Raw genomic sequence first — 23700 nt, forward strand, 5'->3', positions numbered from 1 at the left:
AGAGAGGGATCTTCCCGATGGTGCGCAACGTGTCTTGGAGATGGATGGGCTGGGCGCTCTCGCCGATCGTCCCGCTTGTCGCGCTCACCGGAGGTAGCTGCGTCTTTTTCAGCTACGAGGATGTCGTCCCCGGCACGGGCGGAGCGAGCGGCAGCGCCGGTGGCAGCGTGGAGCCGTGCGGGCAGGGGGGAGGCGGCTGCGGCGTGGCGCCCCCGGAGGAGGGCTGCGCCGGGCCGGGGAGCCATATCTCGACGTGCCTCATCGACGATGGCTTGATCGCGCGGTACTTCCTCGACGCGTACGCCTCGGATGGCAGGCTCGTCGACTCGGGACCGGAGCCGGGGCTCTCGCTCGACGTGGTGCGGGACGGAGAAAAGCTCACGCTGGAGGGCGAGGCGGGGCGCGTGGGCATCCACTGGTCGACCCTCGGCGGCAACGCGCGCGTGGAGGCCGCGTTTTCGTCCACCTCCACGCCTCCGAGCAAGCTCCTCGTCGCGAAGGCGGAGCTCACGCTCGAGGCCGTGGTGAGCGTGACGGCCGCGGCGGTCGAGGGCGTGCCGTCTCGCATTCTGTACGTCGGGACCGGTACCGGAGAGCTCGGGAAGTACTCGCTGAGCGCGGGCGACCCCGACGCGATGGGAAACCGAGAGCTGCAGTTCCACATCTTCGTCGGCTCCCAGGCGCAGTTCGTGGGGCAGTGGTTCATTCCCGCCGAGGAGATAGAGCGGCCATGCGTCCTGCACGTCGTGCTGAACGCCGCCGACGGCGTCGTCGATCTCTACGTGAACGGCGACGCGCGAACGAACGTGATGCAGGCGCGGCCGCCCGCCGACTACGTCTTCACGTGGGCGGAGCCGACGTGGTATCTCGTGCTCGGCAACAGGCGGAGCGGCGGGCGCGCTTTTCTCGGCTCGATCCAGTATGCCGCGGTGTACGGCACGCCGTTGACTCCCGAGCAGGTGAAGGCCAACGCCGCGACGCTGGCGAAGAGCGACGACGGCCCCGGGATGTGACGAGGACGCCGCCCGGCGCGCGCCATCGGCATGCCGGCAAGGTGACCCTCCTGCGGTAGCGTCCGCCTTGAAGATTTCCCTCCCCGCCTCCCCCTCCCTGTAAATTTTCCGAAGGATTTGAGGGGATGCCTCAGCCTCGGCGCTCCTGGCGAGGGGGAGCGGCTCTAGCTCGGACCGGGCCGGACGGCCTCGCGAGGGGGGCGCGGGGAGGTCGCGACGTGCCGGCGCGGCCTCGGAGGGGGGTGCGGGGAGGTCGCGACGTGCCGGCGCGGCCTCGGAGGGGGGCGCGGGGAGGTCGCGACGTGCCGGCGCGGCCTCGGAGGGGGGCGCGGAGAGGTCGCGACGTGCCGGCGCGGCCTCGGAGGGGGGTGCGGGGAGGTCGCGACGTGCCGGCGCGGCCTCGGAGGGGGGACGGGTCGATCTGGAACCGAGCGGGACGGCCTCGGAGGGGGCGCGGAGAGGTCGCGACGTGCCGGCGCGGCCTCGGAGGGGGGACGGGTCGATCTGGAACCGAGCGGGACGGCCTCGGAGGGGGCGCGGGGAGGTCGCGACGCGCCGGCGCGGCCTCGCGAGGGGGCGGGTCGACACGCGGGGTGCGGGCGAGCGGTGCCCCTTCACCCTGGGGCGCGGCCACACCCACCGGAAGGCCGCGCGCGCCGGGGGAGCGGAAGGAGAGCGCGGGCGCGGTCACTCGGCGTAGCAGACCTCGAGGCGCGGGCGGCGCGACGCCGTGGAGTCTTCGCTGGCCCGCCATTGCGTGGAAGCCGTCGCGTCCTCTTCCAGCACGAGCCCGTAATTCGGGACGCCGTTCACCCAGTCCTCTACCAGGTCCGTGAGATCGGCGGTCCGATCGCCGGTGCCATTGCCGGAGATGATCGACGCGAAGCTGAGCGAATCCCAGCTCTGATTGTAGCTGGACCAGCTCACGGTCGTCTCGCCCCAGGGCGCGAGGGCCTCGTGGAGGCGAACGGTGGTCAGCGGCATCTTGTACACCTGATTGATCGTCAAGGTGGCCGAGAAGACCGGCGCGCCTGCGGGGATGAACGAGAGGTCGAACCAGAGCAGCGCCGCACGGAAGCCCCCGGTACCGCCGCCGCCGGTGTAGAACGACAAGTACGCCCCGTCCGTGTAGGTCGGCGAGCCCGACCAGAGCGTCGCGTCCCAGACCGTGCCGAAGACGCCGCGCTGCACGGTCCTGCACACGGGCGTACCTCCCGAGCCGGCGCCGCCGGCGCCGCCAGCCCCGCCCGACCCCGCGCTGCTCGCGCTCATCGAGCTGCCCATCATGACGCTGCCTGTGCTCGAGCTGCTGCTGCTCGCGCTGGAAGCGCTGGTGCTGGACGCGCTGGTGCTGCTGCTGCTCGCGCTGGAAGCGCTGGTGCTGGACGCGCTCGTACTGGACGCGGTGCTGCTGCTCGCGGTGCTGCTGCTCGCGCTGCTGCTGCTGCTGCTGCTCGTGCTGCTGCCGCCGCCGGGCGGCGCGTAGGTGAGCGTCAGCTCCATGTCGAAGGACAGGTCGGTCGAGTTGGGGGCCGACTGCTTGACCATCACGGCGATGATGTTGCTTCCGACCACGAACGAGCTCGGGGAGAGCGTCACCGTGGTGAGCTCGTCCTCGCGTGACTCCGCTGCTGCATAGTCAGCGTAGGCCGTGCCGGTCGCGCGCTTCGAGGCCACCTGGGCGCCGTTGAGCCAGACGAGGATGCCGTCGTCATGGATCAGCTTCAGGGTCGCCTGCGCGACGGGCCCGTCGATCGGGATGATCTTGCGGAAGTAGGCGGTGGGGTACGACGGCGTGGCCTGGTAGAGGGTCGTGCTCTCCCCGCCGTCGCCGTAGCCGAGCTGTCCCCAGCCTCCCTGCCACGAGGAGTCATCGAACGCGAGGCTTCGCCAGGCGGTGCCCCGATCGACGCCCAGGTCGTCGTAAACCCAGTAATCGCCGAAGTAGATCGCCGTGCGGGGAGCGCTCTGGATCGTGAAGCCGGCGTTGCTCTCGTCGGAGAGCAGCGCGTTCTCGCCGTCGGAGACGCGCACGAGGGCCCTCGTCGTGTCGACGGAGGGGACCGTCCAGTTGTAGCGGCCCGTGTTGGCGACGTTGCTCGCGATCGTGGTCCAGGTCGCGCCGTCGTCGGTCGTGTACTCGATCCGCACGGTGGGAATGTTCCCCGACGTCGCCCAGCGGATCGGGTAGATGCCGCCCGGCGGCAGGCGCTCTCCGCCGTCGGGCGCAGCGACGTCGAGGGCGATCCCCTTCACGATGGCGAAGCGATCGCTGATCACGCCATCGTAGCGGATGTTGGACAGCGTGAGCCGGTTGTCCTCGACGTCGAGGAGGCACGAGCCGCTCTGCTGCTCGCTGAAATACATGAGCGGGTGGCCTCCCGAGCCGCCCACGTAGGTGCCGTGGCCGGCGACGACGTGGACCGCCCCCTCGTGGCTCCCTTTTCCGGGGAGCTTCACGTAGGGGCCGTCGCCGAGCGGCTTGCCGTCGTGCCCGTCGATGATGTGCCCGTCCGCCGTGGTCGGCGTGTCGTACGCGCCGTCCACGAGGAACGAGCGCTCGTAGTTGTGCGAATGGCCGGCGAGCACCAGGTCGACCCCGCCCGCATCCAGGATGGGCGCGAGGTACTCCCGGTGCTCGATGATCAGCCAGTCCTCGTCGGAGTCGTGGGTGCCCTTCGTGTACATGGGAAAATGCATGTACGCGACGATCCAGTCCTGGTCCGTCGCGGCGAGATCGGCAGTGAGCCAGGCCGCCATCGCGCCGGTCGAATAACGCGAGGAGCCGTAGCCGTCGAGGACGACGAAGTGGACGTTCGCGTAGTCGTAGGAGTAGTAAGCCTCCGTCCCGGAGGGGACCCCGCCGGCCTGCCCGGCAGCGGGGAGCACGTAGGCCGTGTAGTAAGGACCGGTCTGCGTCGGCGAGTCGGAGCTCAGGCCCTCGTGGTTGCCGAACGTCGGCCACACGACGGTGTTGCGAAGGATCGCGGCATACTGAGTGAAGAAGCCGTTGGTGAACTCGTCGGTGGTGCCGAAGTTGTAGGCCATGTCCCCCATGTGCAGGAACAGGTTGGGACGGTACGCGCCGACGGCGTTGAGCATCGCGTCCCGCGTCGCCCAGGGCGCGCTGCCGCTGTAGCCGGTGTCGCCGATGATCCAGGCCCGGAACTTCTTCGGCGCGGTCACGGGCGGCGCGGTCTCGAAGTAGAAGGAGGAGGAGCCGCCGGCCAGCACCGCGCTCGATGTGCCGACGCTGTAATAGTAGCGGGTGTTCGGCGCGAGGCCCTCGATGAGCACCTCGTGCTGGGTCACGATCGCGCCGAGGTCCACCGCCTGCGTCAGGTCCGCTGGATCGGTCCCGTAGCGCACGCGGCTGTTCGTGCCCGCGTCGGTCGTCCACACGACGTAAACCGAGCTGGGCGTCAACGACTGCAGATAAGGCTGCCTCACCACCGACTGAGCGGCCGCCTGGCCGGCCCAGGCCATCGTCACCGCGACCGACGCTGCGGCCAGATGTCCGGGGTTCAATTTCATTGTTTCACCCTCCGTGTGTCCTGATTCATCCCGCTTTGCCTCCAGCGAACGCCCGCCACGAGGCGAGCCGAGCGCCTTCCTGGCGCGGTCACGCCGGCGATCGCTTCGCGCATGAGACCGTGCGCGATCAGCGCATCGGACGTGAACGCGCCGCTACCACCTTATCGCAAACACAGTTGAGCAATCATCGGAAATCGGAGAGCTCCGACCCGGCGGCGCCACCTCCGGTCTCTGCACGACGCGGGAGGGAAGTCGGGGCGTGTTTAGAGCACGACGCGATTCCGTCGTACCTGTTGAGCGGACGTGACGCGCTCGAGCGCGCATCCGGTCACCCGGTCACCCGGTCACCCGGTCACCCGGTCACCCGGTCACCCGGTCACCCGGTCACCCGGTCATCCGGTGCTGACGATCGGGCTTCCGTGGGCCTGCGCCCTGTTGCGTCGGCTTGCTTTCGCCTGGAGGATGGGCCCCGGGGCTTCGCCGCGGGGTTGCCTCGAGCGGCAGCGGCAGGTCAACCTTCACAGGCTTCTTGCTCCTTGCCAGGCGGTAAAGCGACCCGTAGCGCCCCACGGCGCGAGCACATTCTGGAGGACCTCAAACCATTGTCGTCGAGCAAAGAGGTCGCGGCACAATCGCGGGAAGCTACCATGAAACCTATTTCGATTGTGTGAGGGGAATGTGTCGCTCCGATTTCTCTTTCTCCGGGCGGAGTCTTGGCGCATGACGGCGGCGGCCCGCGCGGCCACGGTGATGGCCATCGTCGCCGCCGTCCTGCTCGTCGGCGAGCGACCAGCGCTGGCGGACGTGGGGGAGCCGGCCGAGGTCGAGGCGCGCCGCCTCATTCACATGCTCGGCTATGTCGCCATGGACTATGGCGGCTGCGTGGCGAACGGCGCCGTCACGAGCACCATCGAGTACGATGAGCAGCTGGCGCTGCTCGGCGAGGCGATCCACATCGCCACCCGCATCCAGCCGTCCGCGCTGGAAAGCGGGGCGGGCGACCTCGCGCAGGGCATCGCCGGCGTGCGCGCGCTCGTCGAGGCAAAGGTCTCTGCGGATCAGGTGGCCCTGTCGGCCAGGGCCGCGCGCGACCGGGTCGCCGCCGGCTTCCGGCTGGCGGAGGCGCCGCTTTCGCGGCCCGACGCGGAGCGCGGCGCGGCCCTCTACCAGGAGAACTGCGCCATCTGCCATGGCCCGACGGGGCACGCCGATACGCGGCGGGCGGCGAGCCTGGTCCCGCACCCGGCGAACTTCCACGATGCGGTCATCGCCGAGCAGCTCGCGCCGGTGGGTGTCGAGTCCGCCGTTCGATTCGGCGTCAATGGCACGGCCATGGTGCCGTTCACCTTTCTCTCCGCCCGCGAGCGCTGGGACCTCGCGTTCCACGTCGCCGCCCTCCACCACCCGCAGCCCGGCGCCGCCCCGCAGCCGCTCGATCGGCCGGACTACTCCGTTGTCGAGCTCGCGGTCCGCTCCGACGCGGACCTCCGCGTCGAGCTCTCGGCGCGCGGGATCCCCGCCGAGCGGCACGGGGCGCTCCTCGCGGAGCTCCGGCGGCGCGTCGCCTACGGTCCCGAGGCTGCGTCGCACCCCCTCTCCATCGCGCGCGCCGCCCTCGACCGGGGGCGCGCCGCGCTGCGCGAGGGCCGGACCGTCGACGCGCGCGAGGCGCTCGACACGGCCCAGCTCGACGGCATCGACGCGGCCGAGGCGAGCGTCGCCACCGTGAAGGAGGCGCTCGCGAACGACCTCGGCGACGGCGCCTTCGCCCTGAGAGCGGCGCTCTCGGCCGGCGCGACGACGGAGGCGCTGGACGCCGGTACGGCGACGCTCCTGCGCGACGCGACCTATGCCGAGGTGGCGCTCGCGCGATCCGGGCGCGCGCCGGATCGGCTCGTCGCCGAGGTCTCGAGCCGCCTGTTGCTGCGCGAGCTCGCCGCGGCGGCGCTCTTCCTCGCCGCGCTCGCCGCCGGCGCGTCGTCCCGGAGCAGGCGTGTCGTCCACGTCGCGTCGGGCGCGGCGCTGCTGCTCGCGTTCGCCGCGTGGGACGCGGCGGCGCTGCGGCACATGGCCGGCTTCTGGCGAACGCTCGCGGCAGGCGCGACGACCTCGCTCGCGGTCGCGGCCGTCGCCGGCGCGGCGGTGCTCGGCTGGCGGCGCGACGCGCGGCAGGCGCGTTCGCCCGATCCGTCGCGGGACGACCGAGCGTTCGTGTTCGCGACCGCGCTGCTGGCCGGCTTTGGCGCGGCGTTCTCGGGGTTCGGTGCGGCGCTCGGGGTGTCCCTCTCCGTCGCGCCGCCCGCCGTGGCCGGTGTCCTGGTCGCGCTTGCGCTGCTCGTCGTCGGCGCGGCGCTGGCCACCCGCGTGAGACGGACGGCCGCGCTCCGCCGGGCGGCTTTTCCGGGCTGGCTCGCCTGTCTGCTGTGCGTGCCGCTCGCCGGCCGCGGCGTGGCCGCCTTCCAGCTCTGCGGGCTGTTGCCGGTCCACGGGCTGCCCCTCCCTCGGTTCGCCGCGCTGGGGATCTACCCCGCGCTGGAGACTTGCCTCGCCCAGGCGGCGCTGCTCGGGCTCGCGCTCGCCGGCGCCGCCCGCGGCCGCCGAGACAGCGCCGAAGGGCGCGCCAGGGTGGTTTGCAGAGAGCGGGCCGACCTTCCTCCGCCATCGCCCTGATGTCGTTCACGCCCCCGCCGTCACGAAGTCCACCAGATCGGTCAGGGTCGCTCCCATCGCGTCGGCGCTCACGCCCAGCTCCTCGGCCGGCAGGCCCATGCGGTTGACCCAGAACGTGGGATAGCCAAACCACCGGGCGCCCGCGGCGTCCCAGCCGGCGAACGGCACGAAGAGGATCTCCTCGCGATCGAGGCCGAGCGCGTCGAGCGCCATCCGGTACGCGCGAGGATCCGGCTTGTACGTCCGCGCCCGGTCGGTGCTGAGCACGTGATCGAACAGGCCTCCCAGGCCGGAGCGCTCGATCGCGGCGTCGAGCATCCGCGGCGTGAAGTTGGACAGGAACGAGAGCCGGATGCCCGCGCGCCGCAGCGATTCGAGCGCCGGCGGCACGTCCGGCCACGCCTCGAGATCGAGATACGCCCCGAGGAGCCGCGCCCGCTTGTCCTCGCCGAGATCGAGCCGCAGCGCCCGCTCGGCGAACGCCAGCGCGTCCGCCGTCACCTGCCAGAAATCGGCGTACTCGCGGGCCGCGACCCGGAGCCACGTGTACTCGAATTGCCGGGTGCGCCAGGCCTCGCTCAGCAGGGCTCCCTTGCCCGGACAGAGCTCCTCGGCGAGCGCGGCGATCGGCCGCGGATCGAGGATCGGAAAGGCGTCAAAGGCGATGGCCCTGATCTTCGGGCCCGCCGCCGGCCGCGGCGGCGCCGGCCAGCGCTCGGCGACGCACGAGGCGGTCATGGCCGGCGGGGCCGAGCCCAGGATGCCTGTCGCGGCGGTCCCGGCCACGCGGTTGAGGAATTCACGACGACTCGAATGCATGCTGTCCTCGATCGGATCATCCGATGTGAAGCGCGCGAAATTACGTGGAATCACGCGGAACCACGCGGAACCACGCGGAACCACGCGGAGAGGAGGCGACTATGCGCCAGGGCACGCGAAGACGCGCCGGAGACGAGCGCGCGAATGCGTGGAGGAGAGCATGCGCGCTCCGCCGTTGCCCGGCGATCCGCCATCGCCGTATACTCGCCATGCATCCTTGCATGGCGCGGCGCGCTCCCGGGCCGCCGCGCCCCGCGCGCGGGAGTCATGCTCGACTGGGACGATCTGCGCTACTTCCTCGCCGTCGCGCGGCACGGCAACCTCTCGGCCGCCGCGCGCGCGCTCAAGGTCACCCAGCCGACCGTGGGGCGGCGCATCGACGCGTTCGAGCGGCGCCTCGGGGCGAAGCTCTTTCAGCGCTCGCCGTCGGGGTTCGCGCTCTCGGCCGCGGGCGAGACCGTGCTCGGCCACGCCGAGCGCATGGAGCAGGGCGCGCTCGCCGCCGAGCGCGCCGCCTCCGGCCGCGACGCAGGCCTGAGAGGCCACCTCCGCGTCACCGCGTCCGAGTGGCTCGCCGTCCGCGTCCTCGGGCCGCTGCTCGTTCCCTTCCTCGCGCGCCACCCCGCCATCTCCGTCGACCTCATCGCGGATGCGCGCTGGCTCAGCCTCCCGCGGCGGGAGGCGGACATCGCCCTTCGCCCCGCCGCGTTCGAGCACCAGGAGGTCTTCCAGCGCGAGGTCGCGCGGATCGCCTTCGGCCTCTACGCCTCGGAGGCCTACCTCGCCGAGCGCGGCCTGCCGGACTGGGACCGGCAGTGCGAGGGCCACGCCCTCGTCACGATGAACGACGAGCCGCCGGCCATCGCCGATCTGTCATGGCTGCGCGCCGTCGCCTCGAAAGCCCGCGTCGCCGCCCGCACCAACGGCCGCGAGACCCAGGCCACCATGGGGGCCGCCGGCGTCGGGCTCGTCTGCCTGCCGCGCACCCTGGGCGACGCGACGGCGGGGCTGCGCCTGCTCTCGCCGCCGTCGCCGCCGCCCGAGCGCGCGCTGTGGCTCGGGGTGCACCGCGACACACGCGGGGTGCCGCGCGTCAAGGCGCTCGTCGCGTTCGTCATCGACGCCCTCGGGCCGCTGCGCGGCGCCCTGCGGCCCGGCGCGCGGCCGCGCGAGACCCGGTGACGCGCGCCCCCGGCTACCGGCCCTGGCCGAGCTGACAGGCCCTGTGCGCCTCGAAGGCAGGCGCGCAGTCCATGTGCACGAAATCGGTGTCGCACGCCGACTCGCGGGAGCCCAGGCACTCGAAGAGCGGATCGAGCCACGCCGAGATCTCCTCGCAGGTCATGAACGACCCGATGCGGACGATCCCGCCCATGCAGTCGAAGTACGGCGCGGTCAGGTCGTTGCAGGGGCGCGGCTCGGAGAGCAGATCGACGCAGGCCTCGCGACAGCCGGGCTCCCGGCACGCCGTGTCATCGAAGATCTCGCAGAAGAAATCGCACGAGGCCTCACGGACTCGGCCGAGCCCGTCCCGCTGGAGCTCGCCGTCTGCGGGCCCACGCCCGCGCTCTGGCGCGACGTCGCGTTCGCGCTCGACGTCGCGCTCGCGCCCCCGGAGCCGTCGTCGCCGTCCGGGGAGCCGTCGACCACCACGCTCCCGCCGCAGGCGCTCGCCCCCGCGAGGGCGACGAGCGAAGCCAACCGCGCTGAAAGCAGCGTCGTTCTCATCCCCGGGAGCCTACACCCAGGCGGGCAGGGGAGGGGCGCTCGCCGCCGGGCGCCCCCGGCCGATCACTCCACCGCCTGCGACTGCTCGATCGCGTCCTCGCGGCGCTCCCGGCGGTTGCACGCGAGCACCTTCTTGCGGACGCGCACCGCGTCGGGCGTGACCTCGACGAGCTCGTCGCCGTCGATCCACTCCATCGCCGTCTCGATCGTGAGCAGCCGCGGGCTGGCCAGGAGGACGTTCTCGTCCTTGCCGTGGTTGCGCACGTTGGAGAGCTTCTTCTCCTTGATCACGTTGACGTCGGTGTCGTTCGGCCGGTTGTGCTCGCCGATGATCATCCCCTCGTAGACCTCGACGCCGGGGACGATGAAGAACATCCCGCGCGGCTGGAGGTGGTGCAGCGCGTACGGGGTCGCCACGCCGATGCGATCGGCGACGATGGCGCCGGTCGGGCGGCGCATCATCGGGCCGCCCCAGGGCGCCCAGCCGTCGAACATCGTGTTGAGCAGGCCCGTCCCGCGCGTCGCCGTCAGGAACTCGCCACGGAAGCCGATGAGCCCGCGCGACGGCACCCGGAACTCGAGGCGCGCGCGCCCGAAGCCGGGGTTCGTCATCTTCACCATCCGGCCGCGCCGGCCGCTGAGGCGCTCGGTCACGATGCCGACGTAGGTGTCCGGCGCGTCCACGACCACGAGCTCGACCGGCTCCATCACCTCGCCGTTGATCTCGCGCGTGACGACCTCGGGGTTCGAGAGCTGCATCTCGTACCCCTCGCGCCGCATCGTCTCCACGAGGATCGCGAGCTGGAGCTCGCCGCGGCCGAGCACCACGAACGTGTCGGGCACCTCGGTCGGCTCCACCCGGATCGCGAGGTTCTTCATCGCCTCGCGCTCGAGCCGCTCCTTCAGGTGACGGCTCGTCAGGTACTTCGACTGCTTGCTCTTGCCGGCGAACGTCGACGTGTTCACGCCGATCTTCATCTTGATCGTCGGCTCCTCGACCACGATCCGCGGCAGCGCCTCGGGGCTCGCCGGATCCGCGATCGTGTCGCCGATCGTGACCGCATCGAGCCCCGCGATGGCGACCACCTCGCCCGCGACGGCGCTCTCGACCGAGACCCGCTTCAGCCCCTCGTAGGCGTAGAGCATCTTCACGTAGCCGCGCGACTGCCCGTCCTCGCCGAGGAGCGCGACGTCGGCGCCGGACCGGGCGGTGCCCCGGACCACGCGGCCGACCGCGAGCCGGCCCACGTAGTCGTCGTGGGTCGTGTTGCAGACGATGACCTGGAGCGGCCCGTCGGGGTCGCCGGAGGGGCCGGGGACCCGCTCGAGGATCGTCTCGAAGAGCGGCACGAGGTCCGTGGCCTCGTGCTCGAGCTCGCGCTTGGCCTGGCCGAACTTCGCGACCGCGTAGAGCGTCGAGAAGTCCATCTGCGGGTCGCTCGCCTCGAGATCGCAGAAGAGGTCGAACACCTCGGAGAGCACCTCGTGGGCGCGCGCGTCGCTCCGGTCGATCTTGTTGATGACGACGATGATCGGGAAGCCGCGCTGGAGGCACTTCGAGAGCACGAACCGCGTCTGCGGCAGCGGGCCCTCGGCGGCGTCGACGAGGAGCAGCGCCCCGTCGGCCATCATCAGCGTGCGCTCGACCTCGCCGCCGAAGTCGGAGTGGCCGGGCGTGTCGACGATGTTGATCTTGACCCCGCGGTACCGGATGCTCGTGTTCTTCGCGAGGATCGTGATGCCGCGCTCCCGCTCGAGGTCGTTCGAGTCCATGACCCGCTCGGCCACGACCTCGTTTTCCCGGAAGGCGCCCGACTGGCGGAGCATGTGATCGACGAGGGTCGTCTTCCCGTGGTCGACGTGGGCGACGATGGCGATATTGCGGAGGTCATTACGCGGCATATATACAGCGGCGGCCGTTTAGCACGCGTTCCACGGAGGAGCGAGCCCATCCTCGCTAGAGCTCGAACGTTCGGCCCGCCCGCGACGCGAGCGCTGCGAGCCGAGCGGGCGAGGTGAGCGGGAGCGATTGACAGCCGGAGGGGCGCCACCGTAGGGTGCGCCCGCGCTGGTGCCTGGGCGCCTGCCCAGGCTGAATAGGGAACCCGGTGAAATTCCGGGGCTGCCCCGCAGCGGTAAGCGAGAACGACCTCCCACGAAGCACTGGCCCGCGAGGGCTGGGAAGCGGTGGACAGTAGGAACCCGGCCCGGCCGGAGCGCTCGCGAGCCCGAAGACCTGCCAGCGCCCGGCGACGGGGAGACATCCGATGCCGGTTCGACCTGGGAGCCTCGAGGGAGGCGGTTAGGTCCGAGCCGGTGCATCTCTGCGCACGTCCCGGATCCCGAACCGCCCCCCGCGATGCCTCCTGGTCGCCCGTGGGGGCGAGGGTCGGTCCAGCGCATCGCGCCGGATTCGCCTTTTCCTCCTCGCGGAGCTCGACACGAGCGGCCCGCCGCCGCTCCGCGCGATGGCAGCGAAGGAGGACACGAATGCTCCGCGAGACGGTCACGATCGGTCACGAACACCGCCATCCGCTCGGTCGGATGGCCGCACTGGCCCTCTTGCTGGCCACCGCGCGGCCGGCGCGCGCCGAGGTCGAGCCGCCGGAGGCGCCCGCGGACGGGGGCGCGCTCGAGGTCACGGTGCAGGCGGAGAAGCCGGGCAGCGAGGCCGCCTCGCGCGTCTCGGTCGGGTACCGCGAGCTCGAGCTCCGGCCGAGGCTCCGGCCGGGCGACCTCCTCGAGGCGGTCCCCGGGCTCTTCGCCGTGCAGCACGCCGGCGGCGGCAAGGCGAACCAGTATTTTCTGCGCGGCTTCGACGCGGACCACGGGACCGACGTCGCCTTCTTCGTCGACGGGGTGCCCGTCAACCTGGTCAGCCACGGCCACGGGCACGGCTTCACCGACCTCTACTTCATGATCCCGGAGCTCGTGACAGGGCTCGACGGCTACAAGGGGCCTTATTACGCGAGCATCGGCGATTTCGGCACGGCGGGCGCCGTCAACCTCCGCTTCGCCGAGAAGCTCGACGAGAGCACCGCGCAGCTCAGCGTGGGGCAGTACGGCATCCTGCGCGGCCTCGTGATCGCCTCGCCGGATCTCGGCGACGATTGGCGCGCGGTGGCCGCGGCGGAGGTCTACCGGAACGACGGGCCGTTCCTCAATCCGGAGCGGCTCGAGCGCTTCAACGTGTTCCTGAGGGCGACGCACGACCTCGGCGGCGCCGGGAAGGTCCAGATGACCTGGATGTCCTACGGATCGACCTGGTCCGGCTCCGGCCAGATCCCGGCGCGCGCCGTGTGCGGCGAGGGCGAGCAGGGCGGCCTGAACCCGCCGCCCTCCGCCTTCGGACAGCCGTGCATCGACCATTTCGGCGCGGTCGATCCGACCGAGGGCGGGTCGACCGCGCGGCACATGGGGTCCGTCGCCCTCTCGACCGCGTGGCGGGACGCCGACCTGAGCGCGATGGCCTACCTCCTCGGCTATCGCTTCACGCTGTACTCGAACTTCACGTTCTTCAGCGAGGACCCCGTCCACGGCGATCAGATCGAGCAGAACGACGACCGCACCGTCGCGGGCGCAGAAATCCGGTTCCGCAAGCAGCTCGAGCTCGGGGGGGCGAGGTTCACGACCTCGCTCGGCGCGCAGCTCCGCGCGGACGGGATCGACAAGTCGCTCCACCACGACCAGGCGCGCGAGCGGCTCGAGGAGAGGGACCGGACCCACATCGACGAGGGCCAGATCGGCGTCTACGTCGAGCAGGACGCCCGGCTCCGGCGCTGGCTCCGCCTCGTGCTCGGCGCGCGCGGGCAGTGGATCGACGTCAACGTGGACGACCTGCGCGAGGACCTCCGGGCGACCGGGAACAGGTCGAGCGGCGCCCAGGGGCAGATGCAGCTCCTGCCGAAGCTCACGGCGATCGTCTCGCCGATCGACGGGGTCGATCTCTTCGCCCACTACGGGCGCGGCTTCCACTCGAACGACGCCCGGGGCGTGGTGCTGGCCCAGGGGGCGGCGACGCTGATCACCCCGGCGACGGGCTACGAGGTCGGCGCGCGGGTCGCGCCCGTGCGCGGGCTCTCGCTGAGCGCGGCCGGGTTCCTGCTCGATCTCGACTCCGAGCTGGTCTGGAGCGGCGACGCCGGCGTGACCGAGGCGTCGGGGCAGACGCGGCGCTACGGGGTCGAGATCGGCGCGCGTTACCGGCTCGGGAGCTGGCTCTTCGCCGACGTGGACGCGACCTTCACCCGCGCGCGCTTCCGCGTGAACGCCGGCAACGCGAGCGCGGTCGCCCTCGCGCCGACGCGGACGCTGACCGCGGGGGTCGGCGTCCGCCCGACGTTCGGCGCGTTCACGCCGTTCGCCGCGCTGCGGGTCAAGGCGATCGGCGCGCGGCCCGCGACCGAGGACGAGTCGCTCACCGCCGAGGGGTTCACGGTCGTCGACGCGAACGCGGGGCTCCGGTGGAGGAACGTCGAGGTGGCCGTGGACGTCCAGAACCTCCTCGACACGACGTGGCGCGAGGTCCAGTTCGCGAGCGACTCGCGGCTGCCGTACGAGCCGGCCGCGGTCACGGGGATCCACTACTCGCCGGGGTGGCCCTTCACGGCGATCGGGCGGGCGACGCTGCACTGGGAGTGAGGGGGTGCTGCGCTCAGGCCCGCGTGGCCGAGCGCGCGACCCTGGCGTGCGCGGGGGCGAGGGAATGACGTTCGCGGCGGCAGCGGCGGCGGAGGGAGGCAGGCTCGCGACCCGCGGTGCGCGCGTGTATCGTTCGCGCAGCCATGCCGACGCCCCGCGACGTCTTGCTGCTGCTCCCCCGGGCTGATCTCACGGCCCTGGCCGACCGCTTCGAGGTCGACCTGCCCGACCGGCGGAAGAAGGCGGCGATCGTCGACGCGATGCTCTCGGCGCCGGGGCTGCGTGCGGAGGGACTGCTGCGCGCGCTGCCTCTCGGCCAGCTGAAAGGCCTGTGTCGCACGCTCGACCTCGACGCACGTGCGCGAGACAAGGCCACCCTCGTCGCCCGTCTGCTCGGGGAGGCCTCGTCGCAGATCGACGCCCGAGACGTCGAGGGCACCGACGAAGCTCCTTCGGCCCGACCCGGCGCGGAAAGCGAAGCGCAAGAAGGTCGGCTGACGAAGGAGCTGATCGTGGGCTGCCTGCTCGAGGCAGCCAAACTCCTTCGGCACACGCTCGGTCCGAGCGGGCAGCATCGGATGACGATCGCCGTCCTGCTCCTCCTGAAGCGTCTGAACGACGCGGAGCCTTCCACGTTCAACATCTCCGTGCCTGCCCAGGCGCGCTGGGCGACGGTGGGTGCGAGCGTTCCATCAATCGACCTGGCACTCAACCGGGCCTGTGTGGCGCTCGAGGAGAGCAATCCGGCCCTCCGCGGCGTGCTCTCCTGGGCGGATTTCACGGACGAGCGACGCTTCGGGGAACGCGCGGAGCGCCTTCGCCTCCTCCACCGGCTCGTCCAGCTCCTCTCGGGGATGTCGCTTCGAGACGGGGATCTGGCCACGCCCGACACGCTGGGGCGCGCCTTCCAGATGTTCCTCGAGGAGATGGACCTCCGGGACGCGAAGCGCGCCGGTGAGCCCCACCCCACGATCGCGATCGCGGAGCTGATGGCCGAGCTGCTCGACCCCTCCGAGGGGATGCGTATCTACGATCCGGCGTGCGGCTACGGCACCTTGCTGGTCGCGTGCGCGACGTACGTCGAGCGCCGCGGCGGGAGCGGGCGAAGCCTCTCGCTCCGTGGTCAGGAGAGGAGCGTCGAAGCCTGGACGCTCGCCAGGATCAACATGCTCCTGGCTGGTCTGCCGGACGCACAGATCGACAGGGGCGACACGCTTCGCGATCCGCGCAGTACCGTGGGCGGGCATCTCGTGCAGCACGACCGCGTCCTCTGCGTTCCGCCGGTCGGCCTGACGTGGGGGCTGCATGATACGGCGGAGCGCGAACCCCATGCGCGCTTTCGGTACGGCGTGCCCCCCAGGAACCAGAGTGAATTCGCGTTCTTGCAGCACATGCACGCCAGCCTCCACCGCTCGGGGGTGATGGCGATGCTGGCGCCCGGCGGCGTCCTGTTTCGCGGAGGAGCCGAGGGGGAAATCCGCAAGCGAATGCTGAAGGACGACCTGTTCGACGCGGTGGTTGGGCTCCCTGCCAACCTGTTCCCGGCGACGAGTGGCCCCGCTGCGCTCCTCGTACTGCGCCGCGACAAGCCGGCGTCGAGGAAGGGAAAGGTGCTCTTCATCGACACCTCGCGAAGGTTCCAGGAGGAGCGCACGAGGAACCGGCTCGGGCCCGAGGACGTGGTGAAGATCACGAAGACCTTCCGGTCGGCCAGCGACGTTCCCGGGGTTGCGCGCCTCGTCCAACTCAAAGAGATCGCGACGAACGGGTTCAGCCTGGCGGTTCGCCGGTACGTCGACGATGACGCGCCGCCGGGCGACGAAGCCCCGGCGCAGATGTGGCGGCGCGTCGAGCTCAGGAACTATCGGAGCATCGCGGAGGCCAGCGTCGAGCTGGCCCCCTTCACGGTGCTCGTCGGCCCGAACGGCAGCGGCAAGTCCAACTTCGCGGACGCCATCGTGTTCGCGCGCGACGTCGCGACGGACGCCGCGACCGCGGTCGAGCGGCGCGGCGGACTCGCCGGCATCAGGCGCTGGCAGCCGGCGGACGAGGAGGACCGAACCGAAGTCCACGTCGACGTCCGCGCCGCAACGTCGCGCGCGGCTCTGGAGACAGACTACCTGCGTCACCGGTTCACGATCCGCGCGAAGGGCGACGGATCCTGGGCATTTCGCAGCGAGACCATCGAGCTCTTCGTCAGAGGCGCCCCGGTGGTCTGGGTCGAGCGGACGCCCGAGGGACTGAAGGTGGAGACCGAGCCGGGGGAGCGCGTGGCCTCGAGCGAGAGCGCCCCGAGGCCCAGCGAGACCGCGAGCGCCATGGTGTTCGCGCGCCAGCTCTTCGACCTCGCCACGGCCACAGCGCTCCGGAACGTCACGCGGATCCGGCTAGACGCCGAGGCCATGCGAAAGCCGCAGGTCGCGACCGAGAACACACGCCTGGACGAGTCGGGAAACAACATCGCCGTGGCGCTCCGGAGCCTCGATCCCGAGGGACAGGCGCGCGTCCTCGCCGCCATGCAGCAGATCGTCCCGGGGCTCTTGCGCATCGCCGTGGAGGCGTTCGATCGCTTCCTGCTCCTCAAATTCGAGCAGCGTCAGCCCGGGGGACACGTGGCGCGGTTCTCGGCGAGCGAGATGTCGGACGGCGCGCTTCGCGCGCTCGGTATCCTCGTCGCTGCCCAGCAGATGACCGGAGACGAGCTCGTGATCATCGAGGAGCCCGAGGTCGCGATCCACGTCGGAGCCGCCCAGCTGCTCTTCGATGTGCTCAAGGACGCGTCGACGAGGGGCTCTCTGCTGATCACCACGCACAGCGCCGATCTGCTCGACGCCGCGCGCGAGGAGGAGATCCTCGTGTGCTCGTACCGTGACGGGGTGACGCAGATAGGTCCGCTCTCGTCCGCGCAGCGCGACGTCGTTCGACAAGGGCTGTTCTCCGTCGCCGAGCTGATGCGCTCCGAGCCGCTGCGGATCGAGGGGGAAGAACCCACGAGCGTCCAGCTCTGAGCTCGATGAGGCGGCTCGTCTGCATCGTCGAGGGCAAGGGCGAGGTCGCCGCTATCCCGAACCTCTGTACGAGGATCCTCCGCCAGTACCTCGGAGACATTGCGTGGATCGTCGATCAGGATCCGATCCGGCAACCTCGTGGCAAGCTGGTGGACGGGACGCGCAAGAGCCCGCTGCGCCTCTGTCACGCCGATGGTGTGCGCCGCGCCGTGCTGCTCGCGCGGCAAACCCGGAAGGCCGACGCCGTGCTCATCCTGTGCGACGCGGACGTCGATTGCCCTGCGACGTGGGGCCCGGACGCGGCGCGCGTGATCAAGGAGCTCATGTCCGGCGACGCCGTGATGGCTGTTTGTGAGTACGAGACGTGGTTGCTTCTCAACTTTGCGGAGGATGCCCTGCGGCGGGCTGGAGCCCCCATGCCGGAGAGCAAACGCGGCGCTAAGGAGGTGCTGAAACGGCTCGTCCCGGGCTACCTGCCGACAACGCACCAGCTGAGCGAGACACGGAGGATCGACATCGCCCTCGTCCGCAGGCGATCCGACAGCCTCGACAAGCTCGTCCGGGCGCTGGCAACGATCTCGGGCATGCCCCTTCCGGATCGCTGAGCCGGCTGCGCCGTCGTCGCCCGGGAGGAAGGCCTCGATCCGCCGCCGCACGCGCACGCGCTGTAAGCTCCGCCCGGCCGCCCCGTTGCGAAGAGGTGCGCCCCCGGTCTCCACGCCGGAGCGCCGTCACGAGGGTTCCCATGCTGCTCCGCGTCCGCTCGTTTCACGCTCCGCGCATGCGCCACCCCGCGCGCAGGTACATGCCGCCCGCCGCGCTTTTCCTCGCGCTCGCCGCCGTCTTCCTCGCCTTCCTCGCCGGGTGCGGCCCCCGCCTCGTCCCGTTCACGCACGAGCTCCGCGTGCAGCACGACCTGTCCGACAGGGACGTGAAGAGCCTCCAGTTCTACGTCTCGCACGAGATCGCGCTGCGCCGCGAGCTCACGGCCGAGAGCTCGCGGATCACGAGCCACCACACGCTCCTGCTCGTCTCCGGCAAGGTCATCGAGGAGGTCGTCGTCGAGGATCGCACGCCCGGCGTCGTGGTCGCCGCGCGCGGCGGCGTCCTCTCGGTGAGCTTCGAGCCCGGCGCGTCGCTCACGTTCTCCGCCAGCCCCGAGCCCTCCGCACCCGCGCCGCCGTTCCCCGCCTTCGCGTCCCCGCCCGATCCGTTCCCCGGCAACGGGGGGCCGCTCCTCGCCGTCCCGAGCGCGGCGGGCGAGGACAGCAGCCCCGGCGGCAACTACTGGCTCGCCGCCGGGCCCGGCGGTGAGGTCCGGTACCAGGGCAAGGTGTTCTCGGCGATCGAGGACAGCCTGCGGGCGCACCTCCTGATCGACGCCGACGCGCTCGAGGAGGTCGTCGAGCGCCGCAAGGTCCTCCCCGGCGTGCGCCTCTCCGGCCGCTGACGCGCGGCCCGGCGCGCCGTTGCGAGGGCACGCGTCGTTGCGAGGGCGCGCGCCGTTGCGAGGGCGCGCTCCCTGCGCTTCCATGCCGCCCGCCCCGTGAGCCCCCCGACGCCCTCCCAGCACCGCGCCCCGCGCGCGCCGCGCGCCCGCGCAGAGCTCGTCGCGACAGGCTGGGAGCTGTTCTCGGGCCTGCTGTTCCTCTCCGCCGTCGTCCCCGCGGCCCTCACCACGCCGTGGCCGGCGATCCTCCTGCTCGCCTCGATGGCCCTCTCGGCCGCGCTCTCGGGCGTGCTCGTCCGCCGCGGCGACCGCGGCTTCGCCATCGCCGCGGCGATCCGCACCCTCTCGTGGCCGCTCGCTGTCTCGCCGCTCGCCTTCCGGGGAGCCCCCACCGCGCCCTCCTCCTGGCCGGGTCCGCTCGGGATCGGCCACGCGACGCCCCCCTCGTGGCTCGGCCTCCTGGTCACGGCCGTCGCCTTCGGCGTCATGGCCGGCGGCATGCGCCGCGCCATCTACCGCAGCCTGCTCCGCGCTGACGCGGCCGACGGCGGCGCCTCCGAGGCCGACTCGGCGCGCGCCCTCGCCGCGGCGCTCCGGCCGAGGCTCGCCGAGTCGGCGACGGCCGCCGGCATCGTCGGCGGGCACGTCATGCTGCTCTTCTGCGTCGCGTTCCTCCGCACCCAGAGCCAGGTCGTGTTCCAGGCGTGGTTCGAGGTCGTCCCCCTCCTCGCGCTCTCCGGCACCCTCGGCTTCACCCTCGCCGTCCGCCCCGCCACGCGCGCGATCGTCGCCGCCCTCCAGGCCGGCCCTTCCGGCGACCGCGCCCTGCTCGGCCGCGGCCTCACCCGCGCCGAGCGGCTCCCCGACGTCCTCGCCTCCCTGAACTTCGCGCTGTGGCTCGGGTGCACCGCGATCGGCATCGCCTACGTGCGCCCCGGCGCCACCTTCAGCCCGGGCGCCACCTTCAGCGTCGCCGACGCGCTCATGCAGCTCGGCTTCGGCGCGCTCTTCGCCTTCGGCGTCTCGTTCTACCAGCGCGCGTGGCACAAGGACTCGGTCGCGCGCGCGGTCGACCTCCTGCGCGCGTGGACGGGCGCGCCCGAGCGCGGCGGCGCGGCCCCGATGCCCCTCCGGCGGCGCATGCTCCGCGACTTCGGGCTGCCGCTCCTGTTCACGGGGCTCCTCTCGCTCTTCTCCTCCATCGGCCTCTACCGCGCGCTGGCGACCGGCTCGTCCTTCGACGAGGACTTCAACGCCATCACCGCGCTCTTCGCCTCGTTCTCCCTCCTCGTGCTCGCCGCCCTCGGCGTCGTCGCGCGGGCGGCGCGCGAGCTGTCGCGGCCGATGGCGCAGCTCGCCCGCGCCGCCGACGAGGTCGCGCGCGGCGAGCTCGACGCCGCCGTGCCGCGCCTGTCCGGGCCGAAGGAGGTCGTGGGCCTCGGCGAGAGCGTCGAGCGCATGCGGCAGGCGCTGTCTCGGACGATCGCCGAGCTCGAGGGCGAGCGCGCCGGCCTCGAGGAGAACGTCGCCGCGCGCACCGCGGAGCTCACGCGCGCCCTGTCCGAGCTGAAGCGGGCGCAGGCCGCGCTCATCCACGGCGAGCGGCTCGCCTCCATCGGCGAGCTCGTCGCCGGCGTCGCGCACGAGATCTACAACCCCCTGAACGCCATCGCCGGCGCCGCCCAGCCGATCGAGGAGCTCGCCGCCGAGCTCCGCGCCGTCCTCGACGCCTACCGCGCCGCCGAGCGCGAGCTCCCGGACGACCGCCGCGGCGCGCTCGAAGCGCTCCGCGCGCAGCTCCAGACCGAGGCGGCGCTCGACGATCTCGTCGGCATCTCCACGCTCGTCCACCGCGCGGTCGAGCGCAGCGTCCGCATCGTCACGAACCTGAAGAGCTTCTCGCGCGCCTCCGGCGAGCCGCTGCCCGTCGATCTGCACGCCGGGCTCGAGGAGACGCTGCTCCTGCTCGGCCCGCGGCTCCGACAGGCGCGCATCGAGGTGATCAAGCGTTACGGCGAGCTGCCGCTCGTCACCTGCCAGAGCGGAGAGATCAACCAAGTGTTCATGAACCTCCTCGTCAACGCCATCCAGGCGCTGGAGGAGGCGAGCGCCGCGCCGCCTGCGCGAGCCTCCGCGCCGCCTGCGCGAGCCTCCGCGCCGCCCGCCCCCTCCGCCCCGCCGGCCGGGGCGGAGGGGGCAGGCGAACGCGAAGCGGCGCCGGGCCCGCCCGGCGCGCCCGCGATCTGCATCGAGACCTGGATCGACGAGGACGAGGACATGGCGGCCATCGCGGTCTCCGACAGCGGCCCGGGCGTACCGCCCGACCTCGCGCAGCGCATCTTCGATCCGTTCTTCACCACGAAGCCGCGAGGGCAGGGGACGGGCCTCGGGCTCTCGATCTCGACGGACATCGTCCGGCGGCACGGCGGCACGCTCGCCCTCGTCCCCGCGGATGGCCGCGCTGGAGATCTGCGCCACGGCGAGCCCGCCGGGGCGCGCTTCGTCTGCCGCCTGCCCCTCGATCCTCGCCCGGGGAGCGCCCGTCTGCAAGGCGATGCGCCCCCGCCTGCACGGCCGTCTGCAGCCGGTTGCCCGCCTGCGGAGGCTTGCCCGCCTTCACCGTTATCCGTGGACGCTTGAATGCGCGCAATCGGCGCCGGTCTCCCACCCCACCTCCACGCGGAGCGCGCTCCAGATTCCGCTCCAACCCGGCCGCGGGCCCATAGACCGGCTGTTTCAAACCGGATACCTTCAGCGAGCGATCCGACTCACCGCACAGCGCAATAAGCCCCCTGAGAGACGCGAACCGCCCTTCTGGGGAGCGCTGAGGAGAAACGAAGGCACCATGGAGCGCGCGATTCAGCGACCGGCAGGTCCCAAGGCTTCGAGCACCGATCCGTTGATCGGTAAGGTCGTGGCCGGCAGGTACCGGCTCGAGGCACGGCTCGGCGAAGGCGGCATGGGCGTCGTTTATCGCGCCCGTCACGTGCTGATCGACCGGGTCGTCGCCCTGAAGCTCATCCGGCCCGATCTCCGCGGAGAGACCCATCTCCGCGCGTGGATGCTGCGCGAGGCGCGCGCCGCAAACCGCGTTGACCACGCCCACATCATCGATATCCACGACATCGGCGAGACCGAGGAGGGCGAGCTCTACCTCGTCATGGAGTACCTCGTCGGCACGCCGCTCTCGGCGGAGCTCGCGCGCGGCCCGATGCCGATCGCGCGATCGGTGGACATCCTCGAGCAGATGTGCGCCGCCCTCGCTCGCGCGCACGACCTCGGCGTCGTGCACCGCGATCTGAAGAGCGACAATATCCTGCTCACCCACCGCGGCGGCCGGAAGGACTTCGTCAAGATTCTCGACTTCGGCCTCGCCGCCATCGCGCGCGACCCGCGCCTCGCCCCGAAGGGCGCGGTCTTCGGGACGCCCGAGTACATGTCGCCCGAGCAGGCCCGCGGCGAGGAGGCGACGGCGCAGTCGGACCTCTACGCGCTCGGCGTGCTCTTCTTCGAGATGCTCACCGGGCAGCTCCCCTTCCGCGCCAACGACCGCGACACCCTGCTCGAGATGCAGCGGACCCACGCGCCGCCGCGCCCCCGCTCGATCCGCCCCGACGCGCACTCGCAGGGCGAGGCGATCGTCCTGCGCCTGCTCGAGAAGGACATCCGCAAGCGCTACCGCGACGCCCATCACCTCCAGGAGGAGCTGAAGGCGCTCCAGCGCGGGCTGCCGGCCCACGCGTGGGAGGTCGAGGGCGGCGACGGCGTGCCGCTGCCGCCGCCGCCGCCGCCGCCGCAGAGCGCCGGCGTCATCGAGTGGGCGAGCCGCGCGGCCCTCTTCTCGCGCATGGTCTCCCGCGCCTATCCGTCCGGGCAGGTGCCGCAGGAGGTCCAGAACGGCCTCGCGCAGGCCTGGGACCTCGCCGCGCGCGCCAACAAGCTCGAGGGCGAGGTCGCGAGCCTCACCCGCAAGCTCGAGGCGCTCGAGCGCCGCGGCCGCGCGCTGCGCGCCGAGATCGGCCGCAAGGTCGAGGAGCTCGCGCACGAGGAGTCGCGCGTGATGCGCGAGGCGATGGCCGACGGCGAGGACGTCGAGAAGGTCCGCGTGGAGCTCGCCGCCGCCGAGAAGCTCGCGCTCTCCGGGCGCCAGCTCGCCGACGTGGCGGTCCGCCAGGGCAACCACGATCCGCTCGTCTACGAGCGCGCGGGCGCGGCCGGCGCGACGGCGCAGGCGAAGCGCGAGCAGCTCGGGCGCTACGAGCACAAGAAGAACACGCGCGAGGCGAACGCGCGCGACCTGCGCCGCCAGATCGACGAGCTCCGCGCCCAGCTCGCCCGCTACGCCGAGGCGCTCGAGGAGGATCTCGCGCAGGGGCGCGAGCGCGTCGCCGCGCGCACGCGCGAGGGGCTCGCCTACGAGAAGTCGTTCAGCGAGGCCTCGAACCTGCTCCTGAGCCACCTCCGCAACAAGCCGGAATGCCGGGATCTCGTGGCGGAGCTCCTCACCTCGCACGCCAGCCCCAACGCCGACTCGGGCTCGGATCAGCGGCTCTCCGGCTCGGACCGGCGCGTGAACACCGCGACCGAGCGCAACTGAACGCGCGCTGAACGCGGCCTGAACACGACAATCCGCGGAGGAGCGCGGCCCCGCGCGCTCCGTTTCACTTTCCTACGCGATCTCCCTACGCGATCGCCCCACGCAGCGGCGGTGACAAGGGCTCTTGTCGTGCGCAGGCATCGCACCCTCTCGACGGCGTCTGCGACGCATGGTAGCTAGCGCGCGCCTCGGCGGTCCTGGTCACGGTGGAGGCTTGCCCGGCAGCACTGGGCACCCCGA

13 protein-coding genes and 1 riboswitch are annotated in these 23700 nt (G+C 71.9%); of the genes, 9 read left to right on the forward strand and 4 right to left on the reverse strand.

Going from position 1 to position 23700, the window contains the following annotated elements:
- The first annotated feature begins 29 nt into the window (after window positions 1-29).
- Window positions 30-1013, forward strand: coding sequence for a LamG-like jellyroll fold domain-containing protein (locus tag WME75_RS05620; RefSeq protein WP_437487072.1), 984 nt, complete (start codon window positions 30-32; stop codon window positions 1011-1013).
- Between the two features lie 687 nt (window positions 1014-1700).
- Here WME75_RS05620 and WME75_RS05625 read toward each other — a convergent pair.
- Window positions 1701-4547: a DNRLRE domain-containing protein gene (locus tag WME75_RS05625; RefSeq protein WP_437487073.1), complete on the reverse strand. Its 2847-nt coding sequence runs from the start codon at window positions 4545-4547 to the stop codon at window positions 1701-1703.
- Window positions 4548-5267: 720 nt separating this feature from the next.
- Here WME75_RS05625 and WME75_RS05630 point away from each other — a divergent pair.
- A complete protein-coding gene (locus WME75_RS05630; RefSeq protein ID WP_437487074.1) occupies window positions 5268-7217 on the forward strand; it encodes a c-type cytochrome in 1950 nt (649 codons plus the stop codon).
- A 6-nt stretch (window positions 7218-7223) separates the two neighbouring features.
- Here WME75_RS05630 and WME75_RS05635 read toward each other — a convergent pair whose 3' ends face one another.
- A complete protein-coding gene (locus tag WME75_RS05635; protein ID WP_437487075.1) occupies window positions 7224-8036 on the reverse strand; it encodes a haloacid dehalogenase type II in 813 nt (270 codons plus the stop codon).
- A 267-nt stretch (window positions 8037-8303) separates the two neighbouring features.
- Between WME75_RS05635 and WME75_RS05640 the strand changes: the two genes are divergently transcribed.
- Window positions 8304-9218 (forward strand): LysR family transcriptional regulator, encoded by a 915-nt coding sequence (locus WME75_RS05640; RefSeq protein WP_437487076.1) that lies wholly within the window; start codon window positions 8304-8306, stop codon window positions 9216-9218.
- A gap of 13 nt (window positions 9219-9231) precedes the next feature.
- Here WME75_RS05640 and WME75_RS05645 read toward each other — a convergent pair whose 3' ends face one another.
- Together WME75_RS05645 and typA are read right to left on the reverse strand one after the other, a co-directional pair.
- Window positions 9232-9411 (reverse strand): hypothetical protein, encoded by a 180-nt coding sequence (locus tag WME75_RS05645; protein WP_437487077.1) that lies wholly within the window; start codon window positions 9409-9411, stop codon window positions 9232-9234.
- Window positions 9412-9827: 416 nt separating this feature from the next.
- Window positions 9828-11666: a translational GTPase TypA gene (gene typA, locus WME75_RS05650; RefSeq protein ID WP_437487078.1), complete on the reverse strand. Its 1839-nt coding sequence runs from the start codon at window positions 11664-11666 to the stop codon at window positions 9828-9830.
- A gap of 163 nt (window positions 11667-11829) precedes the next feature.
- Window positions 11830-12010, forward strand: a riboswitch (cobalamin riboswitch).
- A 244-nt stretch (window positions 12011-12254) separates the two neighbouring features.
- On the opposite strand from typA, the gene WME75_RS05655 reads away from it, so the two are divergent.
- The 6 genes from WME75_RS05655 to WME75_RS05680 all read left to right on the forward strand — a co-directional run bounded on the left by WME75_RS05655 (window position 12255) and on the right by WME75_RS05680 (window position 23460).
- Window positions 12255-14405 carry a TonB-dependent receptor gene (locus WME75_RS05655; protein WP_437487079.1) on the forward strand — a complete coding sequence of 717 codons (2151 nt, stop codon included), beginning with the start codon at window positions 12255-12257 and terminating at the stop codon, window positions 14403-14405.
- Window positions 14406-14548: 143 nt separating this feature from the next.
- Window positions 14549-17413, forward strand: a complete 2865-nt coding sequence (locus WME75_RS05660; RefSeq protein WP_437487080.1) for an N-6 DNA methylase — start codon at window positions 14549-14551, stop codon at window positions 17411-17413.
- 5 nt (window positions 17414-17418) lie between these two features.
- Window positions 17419-18018 (forward strand): hypothetical protein, encoded by a 600-nt coding sequence (locus WME75_RS05665; RefSeq protein WP_437487081.1) that lies wholly within the window; start codon window positions 17419-17421, stop codon window positions 18016-18018.
- Window positions 18019-18158: 140 nt separating this feature from the next.
- Entirely contained in the window at window positions 18159-18863 is a 705-nt protein-coding gene (locus tag WME75_RS05670) for a DNA-directed RNA polymerase (RefSeq protein ID WP_437487082.1), read from the forward strand.
- A gap of 96 nt (window positions 18864-18959) precedes the next feature.
- Complete coding sequence (locus WME75_RS05675; RefSeq protein ID WP_437487083.1) at window positions 18960-21503, forward strand: ATP-binding protein; 2544 nt, start codon at window positions 18960-18962, stop codon at window positions 21501-21503.
- A 259-nt stretch (window positions 21504-21762) separates the two neighbouring features.
- Window positions 21763-23460, forward strand: a complete 1698-nt coding sequence (locus tag WME75_RS05680) for a protein kinase domain-containing protein (protein ID WP_437487084.1) — start codon at window positions 21763-21765, stop codon at window positions 23458-23460.
- The last annotated feature ends 240 nt before the right edge of the window (window positions 23461-23700 follow it).

The sequence above is a fragment of the Sorangium sp. So ce1014 genome, assembly GCF_051521505.1.
In the GTDB taxonomy this organism is placed as follows: domain Bacteria; phylum Myxococcota_A; class Polyangia; order Polyangiales; family Polyangiaceae; genus Sorangium.